Raw genomic sequence first — 15,702 nt, forward strand, 5'->3', positions numbered from 1 at the left:
CCCGCATCCGCATGTCGTGCACATCACCCCACCTCCATCTGCCGGATCTTCAACTGCTGCCCGGAAATCAGTTCGAGATTCTCGCTGCCGCAAGCGCATTGCCCGAACGGCACCGCGACGTCGAGCGTCGCGCCGCAAGCGAGGCAGCGTGCCTGCCCGGGCATCTCGACGATCTCCAGCGCCGCGCCCTCCACGACCGTATCCTTCGCGCACACGTCGAAGCAGAAACGGATCGCCTCCGGCATCACCGCCGACAACTGGCCGATCTCCAGCGTCACGCGTCGCACGCGCGCGCCGTGCGCCTGCTCCGCGCAAATCTCGACGACGCTATTGGCAATACTCAGCTCATGCATCGCGCGCCTCTGTCGTCCACCTAGCAGATCCGTGGCAATTGCTCGCCCACCAGCATATCGACGATGCGCTCGCCGCCGAACACCGTCTGCATCACCACGAGCCCGCCAGCGTCGCCCGGTTCGACCGTGCCGATCGCCGCCGCCTCGCGTCCCGCCGGATGCGCGCGCATCACCGCGAGCACGCGTTCGGCGGCGTCGGCGGGCACGACGGCCACCAGCTTGCCCTCATTGGCCAGATACAGCGGATCGAGGCCGAGAATCTCGCACGCGCCCTGCACCTGCTCGCGCAACGGCAGCGCCGCTTCGCGCAGCCGTATCGTCACGTTCGAACTCTGCGCGAACTCGTTGAGCACGGTCGCGACGCCGCCGCGCGTCGCATCGCGCAGACAGTGAATCCGCGGACACGCGTCGAGCATCGCGGCGATCAGGCCGTTGAGCGGACCGCAATCGCTCTCGATATCGGCTTCGAGTGCAAGCTGCTGACGTGCGACCAGAATCGCCGCGCCGTGATCGCCGAGATAGCCGTTCACGATCACCACGTCGCCAGCACGCGCGTTGCGCGCCGCAATCGCAACGCCGCTGCGCACCACGCCGATGCCGGCGGTGTTGATGAACAGCTTGTCGGCACAGCCGCGCTCCACCACCTTGGTGTCACCAGTGACGATCGCAACGCCGGCTTCGCGCGCGATCCGCTGCATACTCGCCGCGACGCGTCGCAAGAGGTCGACCGCCAGCCCCTCCTCGATCACCACCGCGCACGACAGATACAGCGGCGTCGCCCCGCAAACGGCCAGATCGTTGACCGTACCCGACACCGCCAGCGTGCCGATGTCGCCGCCGGGAAAGAACAGCGGGTCGACCACATAGCTGTCGGTGGTAAAAGCCAGACGGTCGCCGTGCGCGGCAAGATCGGCGAGCCCGAACACGGCCTGATCTTCGAGCGCTGCGAGCGTGGGGTTGTCGAAGGCCGGGACGAACACGTCTTCGATCAGATCGCGCATCGCCCGGCCGCCGCTGCCGTGCGCGAGATTGACTGAAGCATCGCGCACGCGGCCCACGCGTGGCGGCACACCGGGTTCTTCGATCGGAGAGGGAGCGCGGTCGTTCATGTAACGCCTCGCGCGGTGGATGCGGCAACGGTATTGGCGATCAAAGGTGGCGCAGCGGCCGTTGCACCAGCGGCCCCCAGACATCCCGCAACAGCCTCGGCGTTCGCCGCACCGGCCGCTTGCCGCGCGCTGCGCCGCGCGTCGATCCGCGACGTGTCGATGCGCCCATAGTGGTAGTACGCGGCGCACGCGCCTTCGCTCGACACCATCAGCGAACCGAGCGGCGACTCCGGCGTGCAGGCGGTGCCGAACACCTTGCATTGATGCGGCTTGATCACCCCCTTGAGCACCTCGCCGCACTGACACGCCTTCGGGTCCGCGATCTTCACGTTCGGCACCGCGAACTTGCGCTCCGCATCGAACGCGGCAAACGCCTCGCGCACCCGCACGCCCGAATGATCGATCGAGCCTAGCCCGCGCCATTCGAAGAACTCGCGCATCTCGAACACCCGCGTCACCGCCGACAAGGCCTGCGCATTGCCGTCCTCGGGCACGATCCGGCCATACTGATTCTCGACTTCACAGCGGCCCTCGGCGATCTGCCGCAACACCATCCACATTGATTGCAGCACGTCGAGCGGCTCGAAGCCGGCCACCGTGACCGGTTTGCGATAATGCCGCGCGATGAAGTCATAAGGCCGCGTGCCGATCACCATGCTCACATGCCCCGGCCCGAGAAAGCCGTCGAGGTGCAGGTCCGGTGAATCGAGAATCGCCTTGATGGTCGGAATGATCGTGATGTGATTGCAGAACAGCGAGAAATTCCCGACGTTCTGCGCGCGCGCCTGCAACACCGTCATCGCGGTGCTCGGCATGGTGGTCTCGAAGCCGAGCCCGAAGAAGATCACCTCGCGATCCGGATTGAGTCGGGCGATTTTCAGCGCGTCGAGCGGCGAGTAAACCATTCGCACGTCGGCGCCATCGGCTTTCGCTTTGAGCAGGCTCTTCTTCGAGCCGGGCACGCGCATCGCGTCGCCGAACGTCGTGAAGATCACGTCGTCCCGCTCGGCGAGCGCCACGCAATCGTCGACGCGGCCCATCGGCAGCACGCATACCGGGCACCCTGGCCCGTGCACGAACTCCACCGCATCGGGCAGCAACTGCTGGATACCGTAGCGGAAAATCGTATGCGTGTGGCCGCCACACACTTCCATGATTTGCAGCGGCCGCTGTTTCGCGCGTTCGATGCGCGACACCAACTGGCGAATTTCCTTCGCCAGCGTTTGCGCTTTCTCCGGGTCGCGGAATTCGTCGACGTATTTCATTGCTCGTCGGCCCCGGACAAGCCGCCGCGATCGTCGGCGAGCAGCGTGTGCACGAGGTCCCACAGGATGTGATAGATCGCGACGTGGGTCTCCTGCACGCGATGGATGCTGTCGCTCCTCACCACGAGGCAATGGTCGACCGTCGCGCTCGCGGCCATGCGTCCGCCATCGTGACCGGACAGGCCGATGGTGAGCAGGCCCAGCTCTTTCGCTTTCGCAAAAGCGCTCAGCAGGTTCTCCGAATTGCCGCTCGTCGACACGCCGATCAGCGCGTCGCCATGCCGGGCCTGCGCAACGAGTTGCCGCACGAAAACATGATTGAAGCCGACGTCGTTGCCGACCGCCGTCAGCATCGCCATGTCGGCCACCAGATTGAGCGCGGTCAGCGCGGGGCGTCCGGTGGTCACGGGGTGCAGGAACTCGACGGCGATATGCGCGGCGTCGCAACTCGAACCGCCGTTGCCCATCGTGAAGAGCCGGCCGTCGCGGCGATAGACGTCGGCGAGCGCATGCGCGACCCGTACGAGAGCGGCAGCGTTTTCGTCGAAGAAACGCGCTTTGACGTCGACGCTGTCGCGCGCCTTGAGCTGTACCGATTCGAGTAAGGCCGCGTCGAGCCGGTCCGCGTCCTGGCGGGCGCCATGCAGGAACGGATATAGCGTCTGTAGCGGTTCATCTTCGGGCATGGCGGTCTCCGTTGGTTTCCGGGCGCGCGTTCACGGCGCGCTGCGCAGTGCATCGCGCGGCTGAGCGTGCGGCTTTTCGGGCCACGGTTCGTCGCGCATTTCGGCCATCTCGCCCTGCGCGACGCCCAGCTCATGCAGCAACGCGAGCGTGCGCGCCGCTTCCTGTTCGTCGAGCCGGCTCATCGCGAAGCCCACATGCACCAGCACCCATTCGCCGACGCACGCACTCGTCGGCCGTGTCGCGTCGATCACGAAGGCGATGTTGATCACGCGCCGCACACCGCCCACGTTCACGAGCGCAAGATCGTTCGCCGCGTCCGTGATTTCGACGATCTGCCCTGGGATGCCCAGACACATGCTGCTCTCCCCTTTATCCCTGTTACCCCGGTTACCCGGTTATGTGTTGCATGGCGCGGCTATCGGATCGGCCGCTCACACGGCGTCGCTCCGCTGCGCTGCCGCCACAACCGCCTGTCCAATCGACAAACCGCCGTCATTGGCCGGCACCTGACGATGCGTCAGCACACGAAAGCCCACCAACTCCAGCCGGGTCACAACCTGTTCGAACAGCACGCGGTTCTGAAACACGCCGCCCGAGAGCGCGACACTGCGCGCGTCGGCAGGCTCCGTCAGCAGATCGGCAAGGCACTCGACCATGCGTACGATCGCGATCGCGAGCCCCTTGTGAAAGCGCGCCGCGACCACGGGCACCGAGGTGCCGCGCAACAGATCGTCGAGCAACGCTTCCCACATTGGCCGCGGTTCGATCGAGCGCAAACCGTCGGGCATCACGCTGGTAATTTCAAACGGGTACGCGTGGGCGTCGCTATCGTCGCGCAGCGTGTGCGGATCGACCAGCGCTTCCAGTTCGATCGCGGCCTGTCCCTCGTACAGCACGCGCTCGCGGCACACGTCGAGCGTGGCCGCGACGGCGTCGAACAGACGGCCCGCGGAACTTGTGAGCGGACTGTTCACGCGCTGCGCGATCATCGTGTCGAGCGTCGCGCGCGGTCGGCTCTTCAAAAAATGCTGCACGTCGAGGCCGCCGTAATGCCGCGTGAACGCGTGCCAGTCGAATGCCGCGCGCAGCTGCGCGTACGCGTTGCGCCACGGTTCGTCGATCGCGCGCGTGCCGCCCGGCATCGCCACTGGCTTGAACCGGCCGAGCCGCGTATAGCCGCGATAATCGGCGAGCATGAATTCGCCGCCCCACAAGGTGCCGTCGACGCCGTAGCCGAGCCCGTCGAGCGCGACGCCGAGCATTGGCGGCGCGTCGAATGCGACGCCGTTTTCGGCCATGCAGGCCGCCAGATGCGCGTGATGATGCTGTACCTCGACCACCGGAATCTGCATGCTTTGCGCGAGGTCGTAGCCGATCTTGCGCGACAGGTACTCGGGATGGAAGTCGAGCGCGACGAGCTGCGGTTCATGTTCGAACAGACGCAGATACTGCGCCACCGCGCGGCGATAGTCCGCATAAGTCAATGCGTCTTCGAGATCACCGATGTGATGAGACACGATCGCCTGAGCGTCGCGGGCAATGCAGAACGTGTTCTTGAGTTCGCCGCCCATCGCCAGCACCGCCGGGGTGTCGGCGAAACCCTCGGGCAACAGCAGCGGCGCGGGCGCATAGCCGCGCGCGCGCCTCACCATGCGCGCGTCGTCCTGCACCACGCGCATCACCGAGTCGTCGACCCGGCGCGCGATGTCGCGATCGTGCATCAGAAAGACATCGGCGATCCGGCCAAGACGCGCACGCGCATCCGTGTTGTCGATGCACGGCGGTTCGTTGCTCGTGTTGCCGCTCGTCACGACGAGCGCGGAGTCGATCGATTCGATCAACAGACGATGCAGCGGCGTGGACGGCAGCATGAAGCCGAGCGTGCCGACACCCGGCGCCACGCTCGCCGCGACGCATTCAGGGCCGTCGGCGCGCAGGATCAAGATCGGTCCGCCCGCGCTCGCGAGCAGCGCGCATTCGGCTTCGTTGGGCGCGCAATAGCGGCGCAGCGCTTGCAGATCGCGCGCCATCAGCGCGAAGGGTTTGCGCTCACGCCGCTTCAGACGCCGCAAGCGCGCGACCGCGACTTCGTCGCCGGCATCGCAGGCGAGCTGAAACCCGCCCACCCCTTTGAGCGCGACGATCGCACCGTGCTGCAACAACAGGCTTGCCGCGCGGCACGGGTCGTCGCCTGCGACGCGCGCGCCATCGCGGCTTTCCAGCCAGACGCGCGGGCCGCATGCGGGGCATGCGACGGGTTGCGCGTGAAAGCGCCGGTCAGCGGGATCGTCGTACTCGGCGCGGCACGCGTCGCACATCGAGAACTCGGCCATCGTCGTGTTCTCGCGATCGTACGGAATTGCTCGGACGATCGACAGACGCGGTCCGCAATGCGTGCAGTTCGTGAACGGATAACGATAGCGGCGATTCGCCGGATCGGCGATCTCGGCGGCGCACTCGGCGCAGATCACCGCATCGGGCGTGACGCCCGTCTGCACCGGGCCGCTCACGCTCGGCACGATACGAAAGTCGCTCCCCTCGGCCGCCTCGTTCAGTTGATGCCGCTCGATCGCGTCGATACGCGCAAGCGGCGGACACTCGGCGCTCAAACTGTCGATGAAGTGCTGCAGCGTCCACGCGTCGCCCCACGCATGAATCAGCACACCGTCGCTGTCGTTGCGCACGTCGCCGATCACGCCCCACTCATGTGCAACCCGCCACACGGTCGGCCGGAAGCCGACGCCCTGCACCAGTCCGCGCACGCGGATTTCCTCGCCGACCGCTCCCGGCACGACCGGATGCGAGGTCGAACCCGGCCCCGCAGGCTGTGAATGGATGCCCATCGCCCCCTCCCTCGCAGCGCTCGCCTACATGTTGCGAATGCGGATATAGCGCTTGATGTCCTTCATATTTGCCAATACACCGACCACCAGCACGGGCACGAACAGGAACTTCAGCAATCCTTTCATGACGTCTCCCACTTCTGTCATTTCACCGGAACCGCCCGGTCTTCCACGCGTGTCTTCTGTCGGCATGACTGATCAAAAACGCCAGGCATGTCAGGCCGACAATGCGGAGAGCCGCTCCAACCTGGCGGTCACGAGCCGCACCACCACGTCTGCCGCCGGCTCCACGGCGGCTTCCACCGCACGGCTCAAACCCATCCGCCCTTCGTTGCCGTCCTCGCAACCGAAATCCTGCGGCTCGCAGCCGAGCACGACCACGTTCTCACAACCGCCGCCGAGCATCCGCAGCGTTTGCAACACCTTGAGCGGATCCATCTCATGCGGCGACATCAGGACCGGCACCGCATAGGGATCGTTTTGCTCCGCGCCGGCCGGCTCTTGCAGCGACGGCTCGATCACGTACAGCGTGCCGGGCGCGCCACCGCGCTGCGTCGCGTCGATCAGGATCGCGCTGTCCACGCCGTCGAGGAGCGCGTAGCACAGGTCGATGCCGCGAATGCCGAAGTCCGCGATGCTCACGCCCGCGGCGAGCGCCGGCAATTCGCCCGCCGCGAGCCGTGTTTGCAAACGACGCACTACTTCGACGCCGAAGCCGTCGTCGCCGAGAAACACATTGCCGATGCCAGCCACGAGAATCGTGTTCATTGCAGGCCTCGCCGACTGCGGGCAGGCCGATCGAGCGGCTCGATCTCGTCCGGTCCGAAAAAGAAGCGATGACCGGGCATGCGCTGCATGCCGAAGTCCTTGCCGGGATCGTCGTCGATCGTCACGGCAACGTGCACGTGGTCGTCGAAATCGCGTTCGATCGATTCGATCGTCGCGATCATGCCGCTCAGCGCGATGTCGAAGATGTCCGCGCGTCCGCGTGGGTGCAAGCGCACCTGATCGCCGACCCGGATCTCCACGCCCGCCACCCGCACGCATGCAAGATGCGGCCGCGCATCGAGTTCGGCCCACGGCGAAACGGGCCGCGCGGCTTGGTCCGGCGATGCCGATGTGAACGTGGACGCGCCCGCAGCGGCCGCGTCGAACCCGCGCCCCTGCCGCAACGTGCCGTGCAGCTTGCCCATCTGCTCGGCGCCGAGCCCCTCGGTGCGCGCGAGCAACGCACGGGCGCGCTCGTCGATGGCGATCATTTCGCGCTTCTCGTCGTCGGTCATCGTCAGAATGCGCAGCGTGAGGATCTCGTCGATCTCGGTCGCGTCGAACAGATCGCCGGCGCTTTCCGGCGCGATCTGCGGAAAATCGTAGAGGATGATCGGCGACGCGAGCATCGTGTCGGGCCGCTGTTCGTCGCCGACCAGCACCGGCCACACGCCGATATTGCGGCACGCGGCACAGGCCGCCGCCAGTTCGTCGGGCGGATCGATCGACGAGAGCCACGTGCCGCGCTCGATGGTCAGCACCGTATGGCACGACACCAACGCATACAGCGATGCGGCATCGCGCGTCAGGCTGCGCGCATGGTCGAGCGGCGTCTCGTTGACGATGCGCGTTTTCAGCCGGTAGACGCCACTTGCCACGCTCGCCGCGCTGATTTCGACCCGCCCTTGCAGCGCGGCGCGAGTCCGGCGCAGTGCGCCGCGCAGCGTGCCGAGCCGGTCCGCGAGCGGTTCGAGTTCGCTGCCGGCGTCGAATGAAAATGCAATCTCGCGCGGCGCTTGCAGCAATTCACCCAGCACCAGCACGGGCAACGCGATGTGCCGCTCGGCCGCTTCCTGCCACGGCGTATAGCGCCGTTCGTCGATGTCGAGCACCGGCACGCTGCGCCACGCGGGTTCGCCCGACTCGGGCCGCACCGCGGCGTCCGGCGCGACATCCAGCACCAGCCGCTCGATCACTTGCAGAAAGCCGGGCCGCACCGCCACGCGCGTGCGCTCGTCGCCGCGCAGCAGACATTCACTCTGCGTGACCCACGGGTCGCTGCCGGACGCCTCCGCATAGGCGCGCGGATAAACGCCGCCGAAGGTCCAGCGTTGCCGGTTCTTCACCGAAGTCGGCCGGTACGGATACAGCATGTAGCCCTCGTACAGCACCGCCTGCACCACCCTCTCGACCGGGTTCACGATGTATCCTCCTCGAGGCCGTCGAGCAGGCTCGTCACCGCCTGCTCCCAACTCGTGAGACCGCGCCGGGTCTTGAAACGCGCGAGGCGGTCGAGCACGTCCCGCTGCAGACAGAGCCACGAGCCGTTCGGATAGTAGCGAGCCATCATGTCGCGCCACAGCGCCACCGGCAGACGGTACGCCGCTTCGTTGTGCCACGGAATCGGCGCGACCTGCAACGCGTGATCGGCGTCGCGATAGAACGCCGTGCCGCTGAATTGCAGCATCAGCGGAATCTCGCCTTCTTCCAGGCCATGGAAATATTTGGTGGCGGCCACGTTGAAGTCGTAGCAGCACGGCACCGGCAGATTGAGCCGGCATTCGCCGGCAAACGGTGGCGCGACCGCCGACGCATGCGTCCACAGCATCGTGCGCAACGTTTCGCCCCAGCGTGGCGGCACGCCGAACAGGTCTTCGAGCCGGTATTGCTCGGCGGGCGCGTAGCGGCGTTGCGTGGCTTCGATCTGAATCTGGCATTGCAGCGTGATGCTCGCAATCTCCTCCTGCGCCGGGGTGTTCACGATGCGCAGTTTGAACATCAGCAGCGGCGCGGCGGCGAACGGCACCACCTCCACCGATTCGACAGTGAACGCGAGATCAGGCATGGAGCAGGCCCTCCGGCACACGGCCCTGTGTCTTCAATGCGGCGAAGAAGCGATGAATCGAATCCCACGCCTGCCGTCCGCCCGACACGCCGCGCCAACGCGCGCGAATCACGCCGGTCAGCGCATAGCATTGATCGATCGGCACGCGGAAATACTCACGCGCGCCTTCGCTGCGATTGACGAGCAGCGCTTCGACGTCGGGCGCTAGGTGCGTGAGCCACGGATTGTCGGCGACGAGTTCGTCCCACGCGTGCAGGTCGAGCAGCGATTGCGTGCCGCCGGCCGGTCCGGGATACAGCGCGACGACGCGTTGCGCGGCGCTGTCATAAAAGAAGAACGCAATGTCGATCGGAAGCGCCAGCGCGTCCCACTGCGCGTCGCTCATCCGGAAGCCGTCGAGATAATGCGCATCGCGCGGCACCGGGCGATAGCGCGCGTTCTGCTGACTACCGAACAGCAGCGCACACGCACGGCAGCAGCAATACAACTGCCGCTTCGCGGTTTCGAACAGATGCGGATGATCGGACAGCAGCGTCGCGCCGCACAACTCGCAATGCGTGTCGTCGGCCTGGCGCACGAAATGGCGCACGCTCGCGACCCAGCCGCGCGTGCTGGTAGCGGCGGCGGTCATTGCGCGCCGGCCTCGGTCCGGCTGGCTATCTCGGTGTGATGCGGCACAAAGCGCAATTCGTGCACGTTGACGTCGGCGAGACCCGCGATGTCGATGCGCATCGCTTCCGGCGCGGCGTCAAAGATGGCGCGCTCGATTTCCTGCTGCAGTTCGCTCACCGAGTTGTGCTTGCCCTGCAAGCGGCCGGCCACCCGCACGCGCACCGCTTCCTCGGCGGCGTCGAGCAATTCGATCCGAATGCCCTGCACACCGAGCAGCGGCCGCAGTATCTCGACCGCACGCGACACGCGCGTCGCCAGGTCTTGCGGATGCAGACCGTGCAGCAGCAGCAAGGCCGACACGCCGGCGTCGCGCTCGAACGCTTCGATCAGCGCGTCGTCCATCGCACCGGACGCCGCGACGATCTCCATCAGACGCGTGAGCCCATTCGTATGCAGATCGAGCACGACCTGCAGCAACTGCTGGGCGCTCTCGCGCGCATGCGGATCGTCGAGCGCTTCCAGCGCCGCGATCAGTTCGTCGATGCGGCGTTGCTGGGCGTCGACCGCGCGTTGGTCGCTGCCTTGTGCGCTCACGTGTGCGCTCCCTGCATCACCCCGAAGGTCGGCGAATGCGATACATCAATGGTCTTGCCGTCGCCGACATACATGTGCACGCCGCACGGCAGGCACGGATCGAAGCTGCGCACCGCGCGCATGATGTCGATGCCCTTGAACTTGTCGGGTCCGTTGTCTTCGAAGATCGGCGTGTTCTGCACCGCGTCCTCATAGGGTCCGGGCGTGCCGTAGATATCGCGCGGATTGGCGTTCCAGGGCGTGGGCGGATATGGGTGATAGTTGGCGATCTTGCCGTCGCGAATCACGAGGTGATGCGAGAGCACGCCGCGTACCGCTTCATGGAAGCCGCAGCCGATGCCTTCTTCCGGCACCGTGAAGTCGCTGAACGTGCGGGTGCGGCCCGCGTGCAATTCGGCGAGCGCCTGCTCGGCGAAGTACAAGGCCGCCGCCGCCGAATACGCCTGAAAATACGTGCGCGCGCGATCGCGTTCAAGCGCATTGCTCCACTTCGGAATCTTCCATTCGAATTCGACTTCGGGCTTGAGCGCGGTCTTCGGCAGATAGATCTTCACGCTGTGACCGGTCGCCTTGATATAGCCGATATCGACGAGCCCCGCCAGCGCCGTGGTCCACAGGCGCGCAATCGGACCACCGCCGGTATCGAGCGCGAGGTGGTCGCCGCTGCGCTTGTCGAGCCAGCGCGGCGACATCACCCACGTGTAGTTGCCGTCGAATTTGCGCTTCTGCGGATGCGGCAGCGTGGTCTGATTCCACGGATGCTTGCGGTCCACCGGATTGCCGAGCGGATCATTCTTGACGAAGGTTTCTTCGTGATCCCAATCATCGTAATAGGAACTGCCGAGCAGAATGCGAATGTTCAGGTTGATGTCGACCAGATCGGTCGTCACCAGTTCGCCGTCCACCACCACACCCGGCGTGACGAACATGCCGCGGCCCCATTGCGACATTGTGTTGTAGTTGTAGTCGCATACGTTCGGATCCTGGAACGAGCCCCAGCAGCCGAGCAGAACGCGGCGCCGACCCACTTCCTCGTAACCGGGCAGCGCTTCGTAGAAGAAGTCGAACAGATCGTCGTGCAGCGGCACGACCTTCTTCATGAACTCGACATACTTCATCAACCGCGTGAGGTAGTCGGTGAAAAGCTGAATGGTCGGCACCGTGCCCACGCCGCCGGGATACAAGGTCGACGGATGCACGTGGCGCCCTTCCATCAGGCAGAACATTTCGCGCGTATAGCGGCTCACCATCAGCGTCTCGCGGTAGAACTCGCCGGTAAACGGATTGAGCGCGGTCATGATGTCCGCGATGGTTTTATAGCCGTGTTTGTCCGCGTGCGGCGCGGCTGTTTTCTGCGCCTTCGCCCACACGCCGGGGTTGGTCTCCTTGACCATCGTCTCGCAGAAATCCACGCCGACCAGATTGTCCTGGAAGATGTTGTGATCGAACATGTACTCGGCCGCTTCGCCGAGGTTGACGATCCACTCGGCGATCGCCGGCGGCTTCACGCCGTAGGCCATGTTCTGCGCGTAGACCGAACAGGTCGCGTGATTGTCGCCACAGATGCCGCAGATGCGGCTCGTGATGAAATGCGCGTCGCGCGGGTCCTTGCCCTTCATGAAAATGCTGTAGCCGCGAAAGATCGACGACGTGCTATAGCACTCCGCGACACGCCGGTTCGCGAAATCGATCTTCGTGTAAATCCCCAGACTGCCGACGATCCGCGTAATCGGATCCCAGTTCATTTCCACCAGCTTGCCGGGCGTTGCCTCGGTGCGGGTGGTCGCTTCAGGTGCGGTGCTGACGGCCATGACCTTCTCCTGCTGACGATACTGACGATGCCGACGATAGCGATAACGCGCGGCTAACGCGCATGCCGCCCGCTCAACGACGGTAACCGGTGGTGAGTTCCGAACGGTTGTGACGCCATTTGGGCTCGTCGTTGAGCGTGTTGTTGGTCAGCTTGCGCAGGCCGCGAATCAGCGGGCCATAGCTCTTGATCAGATTCGACGACAGCACCGCACCGGGCGGCTCGTCCATGAACGGCATGAACTTGTCCGGAAAGCCCGGCATCGTGCAGCCGATGCAGATGCCGCCCACATTCGGACAGCCGCCGACGCCCGCGATCCAGCCGCGCTTCGGCACGTTGCATTGCACGACCGGCCCCCAGCAGCCGAGCTTGACGATGCAGTTCGGGCTGCCGTATTCGGTCGCGAAGATCGCCTGCTCATACGAGCCCGCCCGGTCGCAACCGTCGTGCACGGTGCGCGTAAAGAGCCACTTCGGACGTAGCGCGTCGTCGAGCGGAATCATCGGCGCGAGGCCCGCGAGTTGATACAGCAGGTACAGCAGCGTCTCCATGAAATTGTCCGGCTGCACCGGACACCCAGGCACGTTGACGATCGGCAGGCCCGCTTTCGACTTCCAGTCCCAGCCGAGATAATCGGCGAGACCCATGCAGCCGGTCGGATTGCCTTGCATCGCGTGGATGCCGCCGTAGGTCGCGCACGTGCCCGCGCCGATCACCGCGAGCGCGTGCGGCGTGAGCCGGTCGAGCCATTGCGGAATCGTAATCGGCTCCTGCGTATCGGGGTCGGTGCCGAGCGCGGCCCAATAGCCTTCGCGATTGATACGCTCGTTGGGAATCGAGCCTTCCATCACCAGCACGAAGTTGTCCAGTTCGCCGCGCGCGGCCTGATGAAACGGCCTGAGAAACTCGTCGCCGTTTTCATACGCGAGTACGGGATTATGCAAATGCACCTTCGGCAAGCCGGGAATCGCGCCGAGAACCACGTCCTCGATGCTGGGCTGGGTCGCGGCGGTAATCGATACCGAATCGCCGTCGCAGCCGAGGCCCGCGGTGATCCAGATGATGTGCACTTCCTTGAGAGCCGGCGCGTGCTGAGTCTTGCGCCCATAGGGGACGTTTTCTGCTTCTGCCATGATGTGTCTCCACTGCGGTCCACGTTCTTTTTAGACAGGCAAAGAGATGTGGCGAGTGCCGCACGGCAGTCACGTGTCCAGCAATCGATCGAATTTTTTACCGTGGGGAGCGGTTAAAAGGACCGGATTTGCTGCGTGTTTTAGTTCGAATGTGCCCACCGTGATGAGCCCAAAAACTTGTTCGAGTATAGTTCAGCGAGGCGGAATAGCCAGTTTTCGCAGCTTGCTCACGAACCGTGGACTATTACGCGCTCGCTGCAAACGCTCCGCAATTCTCTGACGATAACCGTCCTTTTAAGGGTTCGGGCCATCGTCTCATGCGAGAACATCGCGTGTCAGGAATGGATCTCCAGTTCTTCGAAGCGCTTCCCTTTGTAAACCGCTGCAGACAATAACCAGTTGGCCAGAAACACGCCGATGATCGCGTAGCCGATCATGCCGAAGTTGTCGTTGAGCGTGCCCGCGGCCTGCCAGAATCCGCCACTCAAGCCCAGCTTGTCGGCCAGCAGTCCGAGTCCTTCGATACTGCCGACCAGCAACGCCATGCGCCGCGTCAACGCTTGCACGGATCACGCGGCGCATCACGGCGTCGCGCTACTTCACGTCGAACCCATAGTCGCCATGCGTGCGATGACCGTCCGACGCCACGGCCACCCAATGCACCGTGTAATGCCCCGCTGCGAGGGATGGCAATGGCACTGTCATCGTGGTCGACTGATGCTGGTCGACCGTGGCCTTTTGCGTGGAGACCTGCTTGCCGCTCGCATCGGTCACCGTCAGCGAGCTGAATGCCGGTTCGAGCGGCCCGTCGAAGATCACGCGCACCTGAGCAGGCGACGCCACCGTTGTGCCCGCGCCCGGCTCCTGCTTCTGTGGAAACACATGCGCAAAGGCAGCGCTCGCAAGCGTGAAGCCGGCGACCAGCGTGGTCAGTTTCGTGGCCGCACACAGCGCGCCTGCCCCAGCTTTTTTCAGTACGTGGTTCATCGTGCCTCTCCTTTTGCGTTACTGAAACAGTGGCTTGCCGATCGTGGTCGGTGCAATGTCGTCGAAGAACACATGCGCCTGCACCAGAATGCCGACGTGCGAACCGCTCGCATGATTGATCGGGATTTGCGCCTCCACGCCGAACTGCCCATAGCGGTTGATCCAGATAAAGCCCGGATTGACCGTGCCGGTCGTCTGCCCCTGGCTTCTCGACAACGGAATTTCCACCAGTGGAATCAGGTTCGCCAACGGCAGCGGCAAACCGGCGTCGTGCACGTGCTGCTGCAGATACGGCAGGCTGTATTGCACCGTGAAGCCGTAGTTGAACGCGTTCGGTTGTCCCGCGCCGGTGGTCAGCGCGGGGGCCGCTTCGGCGGTGATCGCAATGGGCCGCAGATAAGCCAGCGACGCCGGCAGATCGCCCATGCCCTTGCCGACGTAGACGGTCGGCGAGATCGTCGAAAAGTTATCGGCGATCGCACGGCTTCCGGTACCGCCGAGTTCGGCGGTCACGCCGATCGACGTCATCAATTCGTGCGCATCGTTGACGTACAGCAGGTACTTCAAGCCGACGCCGAAATTGTTGAAGCCGCGCGCCGTCGGATTGTTTTGCACGACATAGCTGCCGTCGACTGACACCGCGAGGCGCGACGTGATCAGCTTGTCGTATTCGAAGCTGAAGGTATTGATGCTCTGGTCGCCGTCGTCGCCCGGCACGCGTTGATGGCCGTACTCGAAGTTGGCTTCGTCGCCGACGCCGGGGTCGTCGACCGCCAGCGTCGACGGAAAGATGCGGTTGCCCGCAATCGAATGGGCACTGACGGGTGACGGCGTGCAGAGCACGACGCTGGCGGCGGCCGCGACAAGCGACGCCGCGCGTAGCGGCCGGATGCTGCGCGTTGTTCGGGTTGGCATGATTGATCCTGTTTGATAGGTCGTGACGATGCCGGCGCGCACAATCGAATGGATGTGCGGCGGCAGCCGCGATGCGGGTCAGCGAATCGCGCCGTAGTGACTCGAATCAGGATGCGAACGGAGGCGCGCGGGGCCGCGCGAAGGTAAGCGGTTCGACGCGGCGAACGCTCTCGAAGCGGGTGGCGACGGTGTGCTGGCGCGCCCGCACGGCGACGACGAACAACGCTTCGACACTCGGCACCGCGGGCAGATAGGCCAGCAGGCTGCAATAGCGGCAGGCATCGCCGCCGGCCATCTGCGCGTGCTTGCTGGCGGCGTCGTCCCGCATCAATGAGATGCCGTTCATCGACGTTATCGAGCAATGCTCGCCCGACATCGCATCGTCATTCGCGCGTGCGGCGAGCGTATGCGAGATCGTCGGTGCGAGCGTGGCCATCAGGATCGCGAACAATCCCAGCCAACTGTCGATCTTGCGAAGGAAACGACTCAAGATCCGCCCGGCGATACGATGAAAAGCTGTGGCGGATTATGCCACGCTCATTCACGCATGCCGGTCGCCGG

General features: G+C 64.7%; 18 protein-coding genes. All 18 read right to left on the minus strand.

Going from position 1 to position 15,702, the window contains the following annotated elements:
* Nucleotides 1–23: 23 nt before the first annotated feature.
* Nucleotides 24–353, minus strand: coding sequence for a hydrogenase maturation nickel metallochaperone HypA (hypA, locus tag HV744_RS05055; protein WP_175148431.1), 330 nt, complete (start codon nt 351–353; stop codon nt 24–26).
* A gap of 20 nt (nt 354–373) precedes the next feature.
* Entirely contained in the window at nt 374–1,462 is a 1,089-nt protein-coding gene (gene hypE, locus HV744_RS05060) for a hydrogenase expression/formation protein HypE (protein ID WP_175148432.1), read from the minus strand.
* Nucleotides 1,459–2,727: a hydrogenase formation protein HypD gene (hypD, locus tag HV744_RS05065; RefSeq protein ID WP_175148433.1), complete on the minus strand. Its 1,269-nt coding sequence runs from the start codon at nt 2,725–2,727 to the stop codon at nt 1,459–1,461. The genes hypE and hypD overlap by 4 nt, the downstream gene beginning before the upstream one ends.
* Entirely contained in the window at nt 2,724–3,413 is a 690-nt protein-coding gene (locus HV744_RS05070; protein WP_175148434.1) for a D-sedoheptulose-7-phosphate isomerase, read from the minus strand. The genes hypD and HV744_RS05070 overlap by 4 nt, the downstream gene beginning before the upstream one ends.
* A 30-nt stretch (nt 3,414–3,443) precedes the next feature.
* A complete protein-coding gene (locus HV744_RS05075) occupies nt 3,444–3,770 on the minus strand; it encodes a HypC/HybG/HupF family hydrogenase formation chaperone (RefSeq protein ID WP_175148435.1) in 327 nt (108 codons plus the stop codon).
* Nucleotides 3,771–3,845: 75 nt separating this feature from the next.
* Nucleotides 3,846–6,257 carry a carbamoyltransferase HypF gene (gene hypF / locus HV744_RS05080; RefSeq protein ID WP_175148436.1) on the minus strand — a complete coding sequence of 804 codons (2,412 nt, stop codon included), beginning with the start codon at nt 6,255–6,257 and terminating at the stop codon, nt 3,846–3,848.
* Between the two features lie 24 nt (nt 6,258–6,281).
* Nucleotides 6,282–6,383, minus strand: a complete 102-nt coding sequence (locus HV744_RS38405; protein ID WP_425497675.1) for a DUF6893 family small protein — start codon at nt 6,381–6,383, stop codon at nt 6,282–6,284.
* A 90-nt stretch (nt 6,384–6,473) separates the two neighbouring features.
* Nucleotides 6,474–7,025 (minus strand): hydrogenase maturation protease, encoded by a 552-nt coding sequence (locus tag HV744_RS05085; protein ID WP_175148437.1) that lies wholly within the window; start codon nt 7,023–7,025, stop codon nt 6,474–6,476.
* Entirely contained in the window at nt 7,022–8,446 is a 1,425-nt protein-coding gene (locus HV744_RS05090) for a hypothetical protein (RefSeq protein WP_175148438.1), read from the minus strand. Before HV744_RS05090 ends, HV744_RS05085 begins: the two co-directional genes overlap by 4 nt.
* Nucleotides 8,443–9,090 carry a DUF6084 family protein gene (locus HV744_RS05095; RefSeq protein WP_175148439.1) on the minus strand — a complete coding sequence of 216 codons (648 nt, stop codon included), beginning with the start codon at nt 9,088–9,090 and terminating at the stop codon, nt 8,443–8,445. The genes HV744_RS05090 and HV744_RS05095 overlap by 4 nt, the downstream gene beginning before the upstream one ends.
* The gene (locus tag HV744_RS05100; protein WP_175148440.1) at nt 9,083–9,721 is read right to left on the minus strand and encodes a DUF5947 family protein; all 639 of its coding nucleotides are present in this window, start codon (nt 9,719–9,721) and stop codon (nt 9,083–9,085) included. The genes HV744_RS05095 and HV744_RS05100 overlap by 8 nt, the downstream gene beginning before the upstream one ends.
* On the minus strand, nt 9,718–10,296 hold the full coding sequence (locus HV744_RS05105) for a NifU family protein (RefSeq protein WP_175148441.1): 579 nt from the start codon (nt 10,294–10,296) through the stop codon (nt 9,718–9,720). The genes HV744_RS05100 and HV744_RS05105 overlap by 4 nt, the downstream gene beginning before the upstream one ends.
* Nucleotides 10,293–12,107, minus strand: coding sequence for a nickel-dependent hydrogenase large subunit (locus HV744_RS05110; protein ID WP_175148442.1), 1,815 nt, complete (start codon nt 12,105–12,107; stop codon nt 10,293–10,295). Before HV744_RS05110 ends, HV744_RS05105 begins: the two co-directional genes overlap by 4 nt.
* A 73-nt stretch (nt 12,108–12,180) precedes the next feature.
* Complete coding sequence (locus HV744_RS05115; protein WP_175148443.1) at nt 12,181–13,239, minus strand: NADH-quinone oxidoreductase subunit B family protein; 1,059 nt, start codon at nt 13,237–13,239, stop codon at nt 12,181–12,183.
* Between the two features lie 335 nt (nt 13,240–13,574).
* Nucleotides 13,575–13,784 carry a HoxN/HupN/NixA family nickel/cobalt transporter gene (locus tag HV744_RS05120; protein ID WP_175148444.1) on the minus strand — a complete coding sequence of 70 codons (210 nt, stop codon included), beginning with the start codon at nt 13,782–13,784 and terminating at the stop codon, nt 13,575–13,577.
* Between the two features lie 49 nt (nt 13,785–13,833).
* Nucleotides 13,834–14,226 (minus strand): copper resistance CopC family protein, encoded by a 393-nt coding sequence (locus HV744_RS05125; protein WP_175148445.1) that lies wholly within the window; start codon nt 14,224–14,226, stop codon nt 13,834–13,836.
* A gap of 18 nt (nt 14,227–14,244) precedes the next feature.
* Nucleotides 14,245–15,141 carry a hypothetical protein gene (locus tag HV744_RS05130; RefSeq protein WP_175148446.1) on the minus strand — a complete coding sequence of 299 codons (897 nt, stop codon included), beginning with the start codon at nt 15,139–15,141 and terminating at the stop codon, nt 14,245–14,247.
* Nucleotides 15,142–15,247: 106 nt separating this feature from the next.
* The gene (locus HV744_RS05135) at nt 15,248–15,634 is read right to left on the minus strand and encodes a DUF2946 domain-containing protein (protein WP_175148493.1); all 387 of its coding nucleotides are present in this window, start codon (nt 15,632–15,634) and stop codon (nt 15,248–15,250) included.
* Nucleotides 15,635–15,702 lie beyond the last annotated feature (68 nt).

The organism is Paraburkholderia ultramafica (genome assembly GCF_902859915.1).
GTDB lineage: Bacteria > Pseudomonadota > Gammaproteobacteria > Burkholderiales > Burkholderiaceae > Paraburkholderia > Paraburkholderia ultramafica.

Excerpts from the sequence above, each read along its gene's own strand:
- hypA (WP_175148431.1), bottom strand. The coding sequence starts at position 353 with ATGCATGAGCTGAGTATTGCCAATAGCGTCGTCGAGATTTGCGCGGAG.
- HV744_RS05110 (WP_175148442.1), bottom strand. The coding sequence starts at position 12,107 with ATGGCCGTCAGCACCGCACCTGAAGCGACCACCCGCACCGAGGCAACG.
- HV744_RS05085 (WP_175148437.1), bottom strand. The coding sequence starts at position 7,025 with ATGAACACGATTCTCGTGGCTGGCATCGGCAATGTGTTTCTCGGCGAC.
- HV744_RS05100 (WP_175148440.1), bottom strand. The coding sequence starts at position 9,721 with ATGACCGCCGCCGCTACCAGCACGCGCGGCTGGGTCGCGAGCGTGCGC.
- HV744_RS05095 (WP_175148439.1), bottom strand. The coding sequence starts at position 9,090 with ATGCCTGATCTCGCGTTCACTGTCGAATCGGTGGAGGTGGTGCCGTTC.
- HV744_RS05130 (WP_175148446.1), bottom strand. The coding sequence starts at position 15,141 with ATGCCAACCCGAACAACGCGCAGCATCCGGCCGCTACGCGCGGCGTCG.
- HV744_RS05070 (WP_175148434.1), bottom strand. The coding sequence starts at position 3,413 with ATGCCCGAAGATGAACCGCTACAGACGCTATATCCGTTCCTGCATGGC.
- HV744_RS05120 (WP_175148444.1), bottom strand. The coding sequence starts at position 13,784 with ATGGCGTTGCTGGTCGGCAGTATCGAAGGACTCGGACTGCTGGCCGAC.
- HV744_RS38405 (WP_425497675.1), bottom strand. The coding sequence starts at position 6,383 with ATGAAAGGATTGCTGAAGTTCCTGTTCGTGCCCGTGCTGGTGGTCGGT.
- HV744_RS05125 (WP_175148445.1), bottom strand. The coding sequence starts at position 14,226 with ATGAACCACGTACTGAAAAAAGCTGGGGCAGGCGCGCTGTGTGCGGCC.
- hypD (WP_175148433.1), bottom strand. The coding sequence starts at position 2,727 with ATGAAATACGTCGACGAATTCCGCGACCCGGAGAAAGCGCAAACGCTG.
- HV744_RS05075 (WP_175148435.1), bottom strand. The coding sequence starts at position 3,770 with ATGTGTCTGGGCATCCCAGGGCAGATCGTCGAAATCACGGACGCGGCG.
- hypE (WP_175148432.1), bottom strand. The coding sequence starts at position 1,462 with ATGAACGACCGCGCTCCCTCTCCGATCGAAGAACCCGGTGTGCCGCCA.
- HV744_RS05115 (WP_175148443.1), bottom strand. The coding sequence starts at position 13,239 with ATGGCAGAAGCAGAAAACGTCCCCTATGGGCGCAAGACTCAGCACGCG.
- hypF (WP_175148436.1), bottom strand. The coding sequence starts at position 6,257 with ATGGGCATCCATTCACAGCCTGCGGGGCCGGGTTCGACCTCGCATCCG.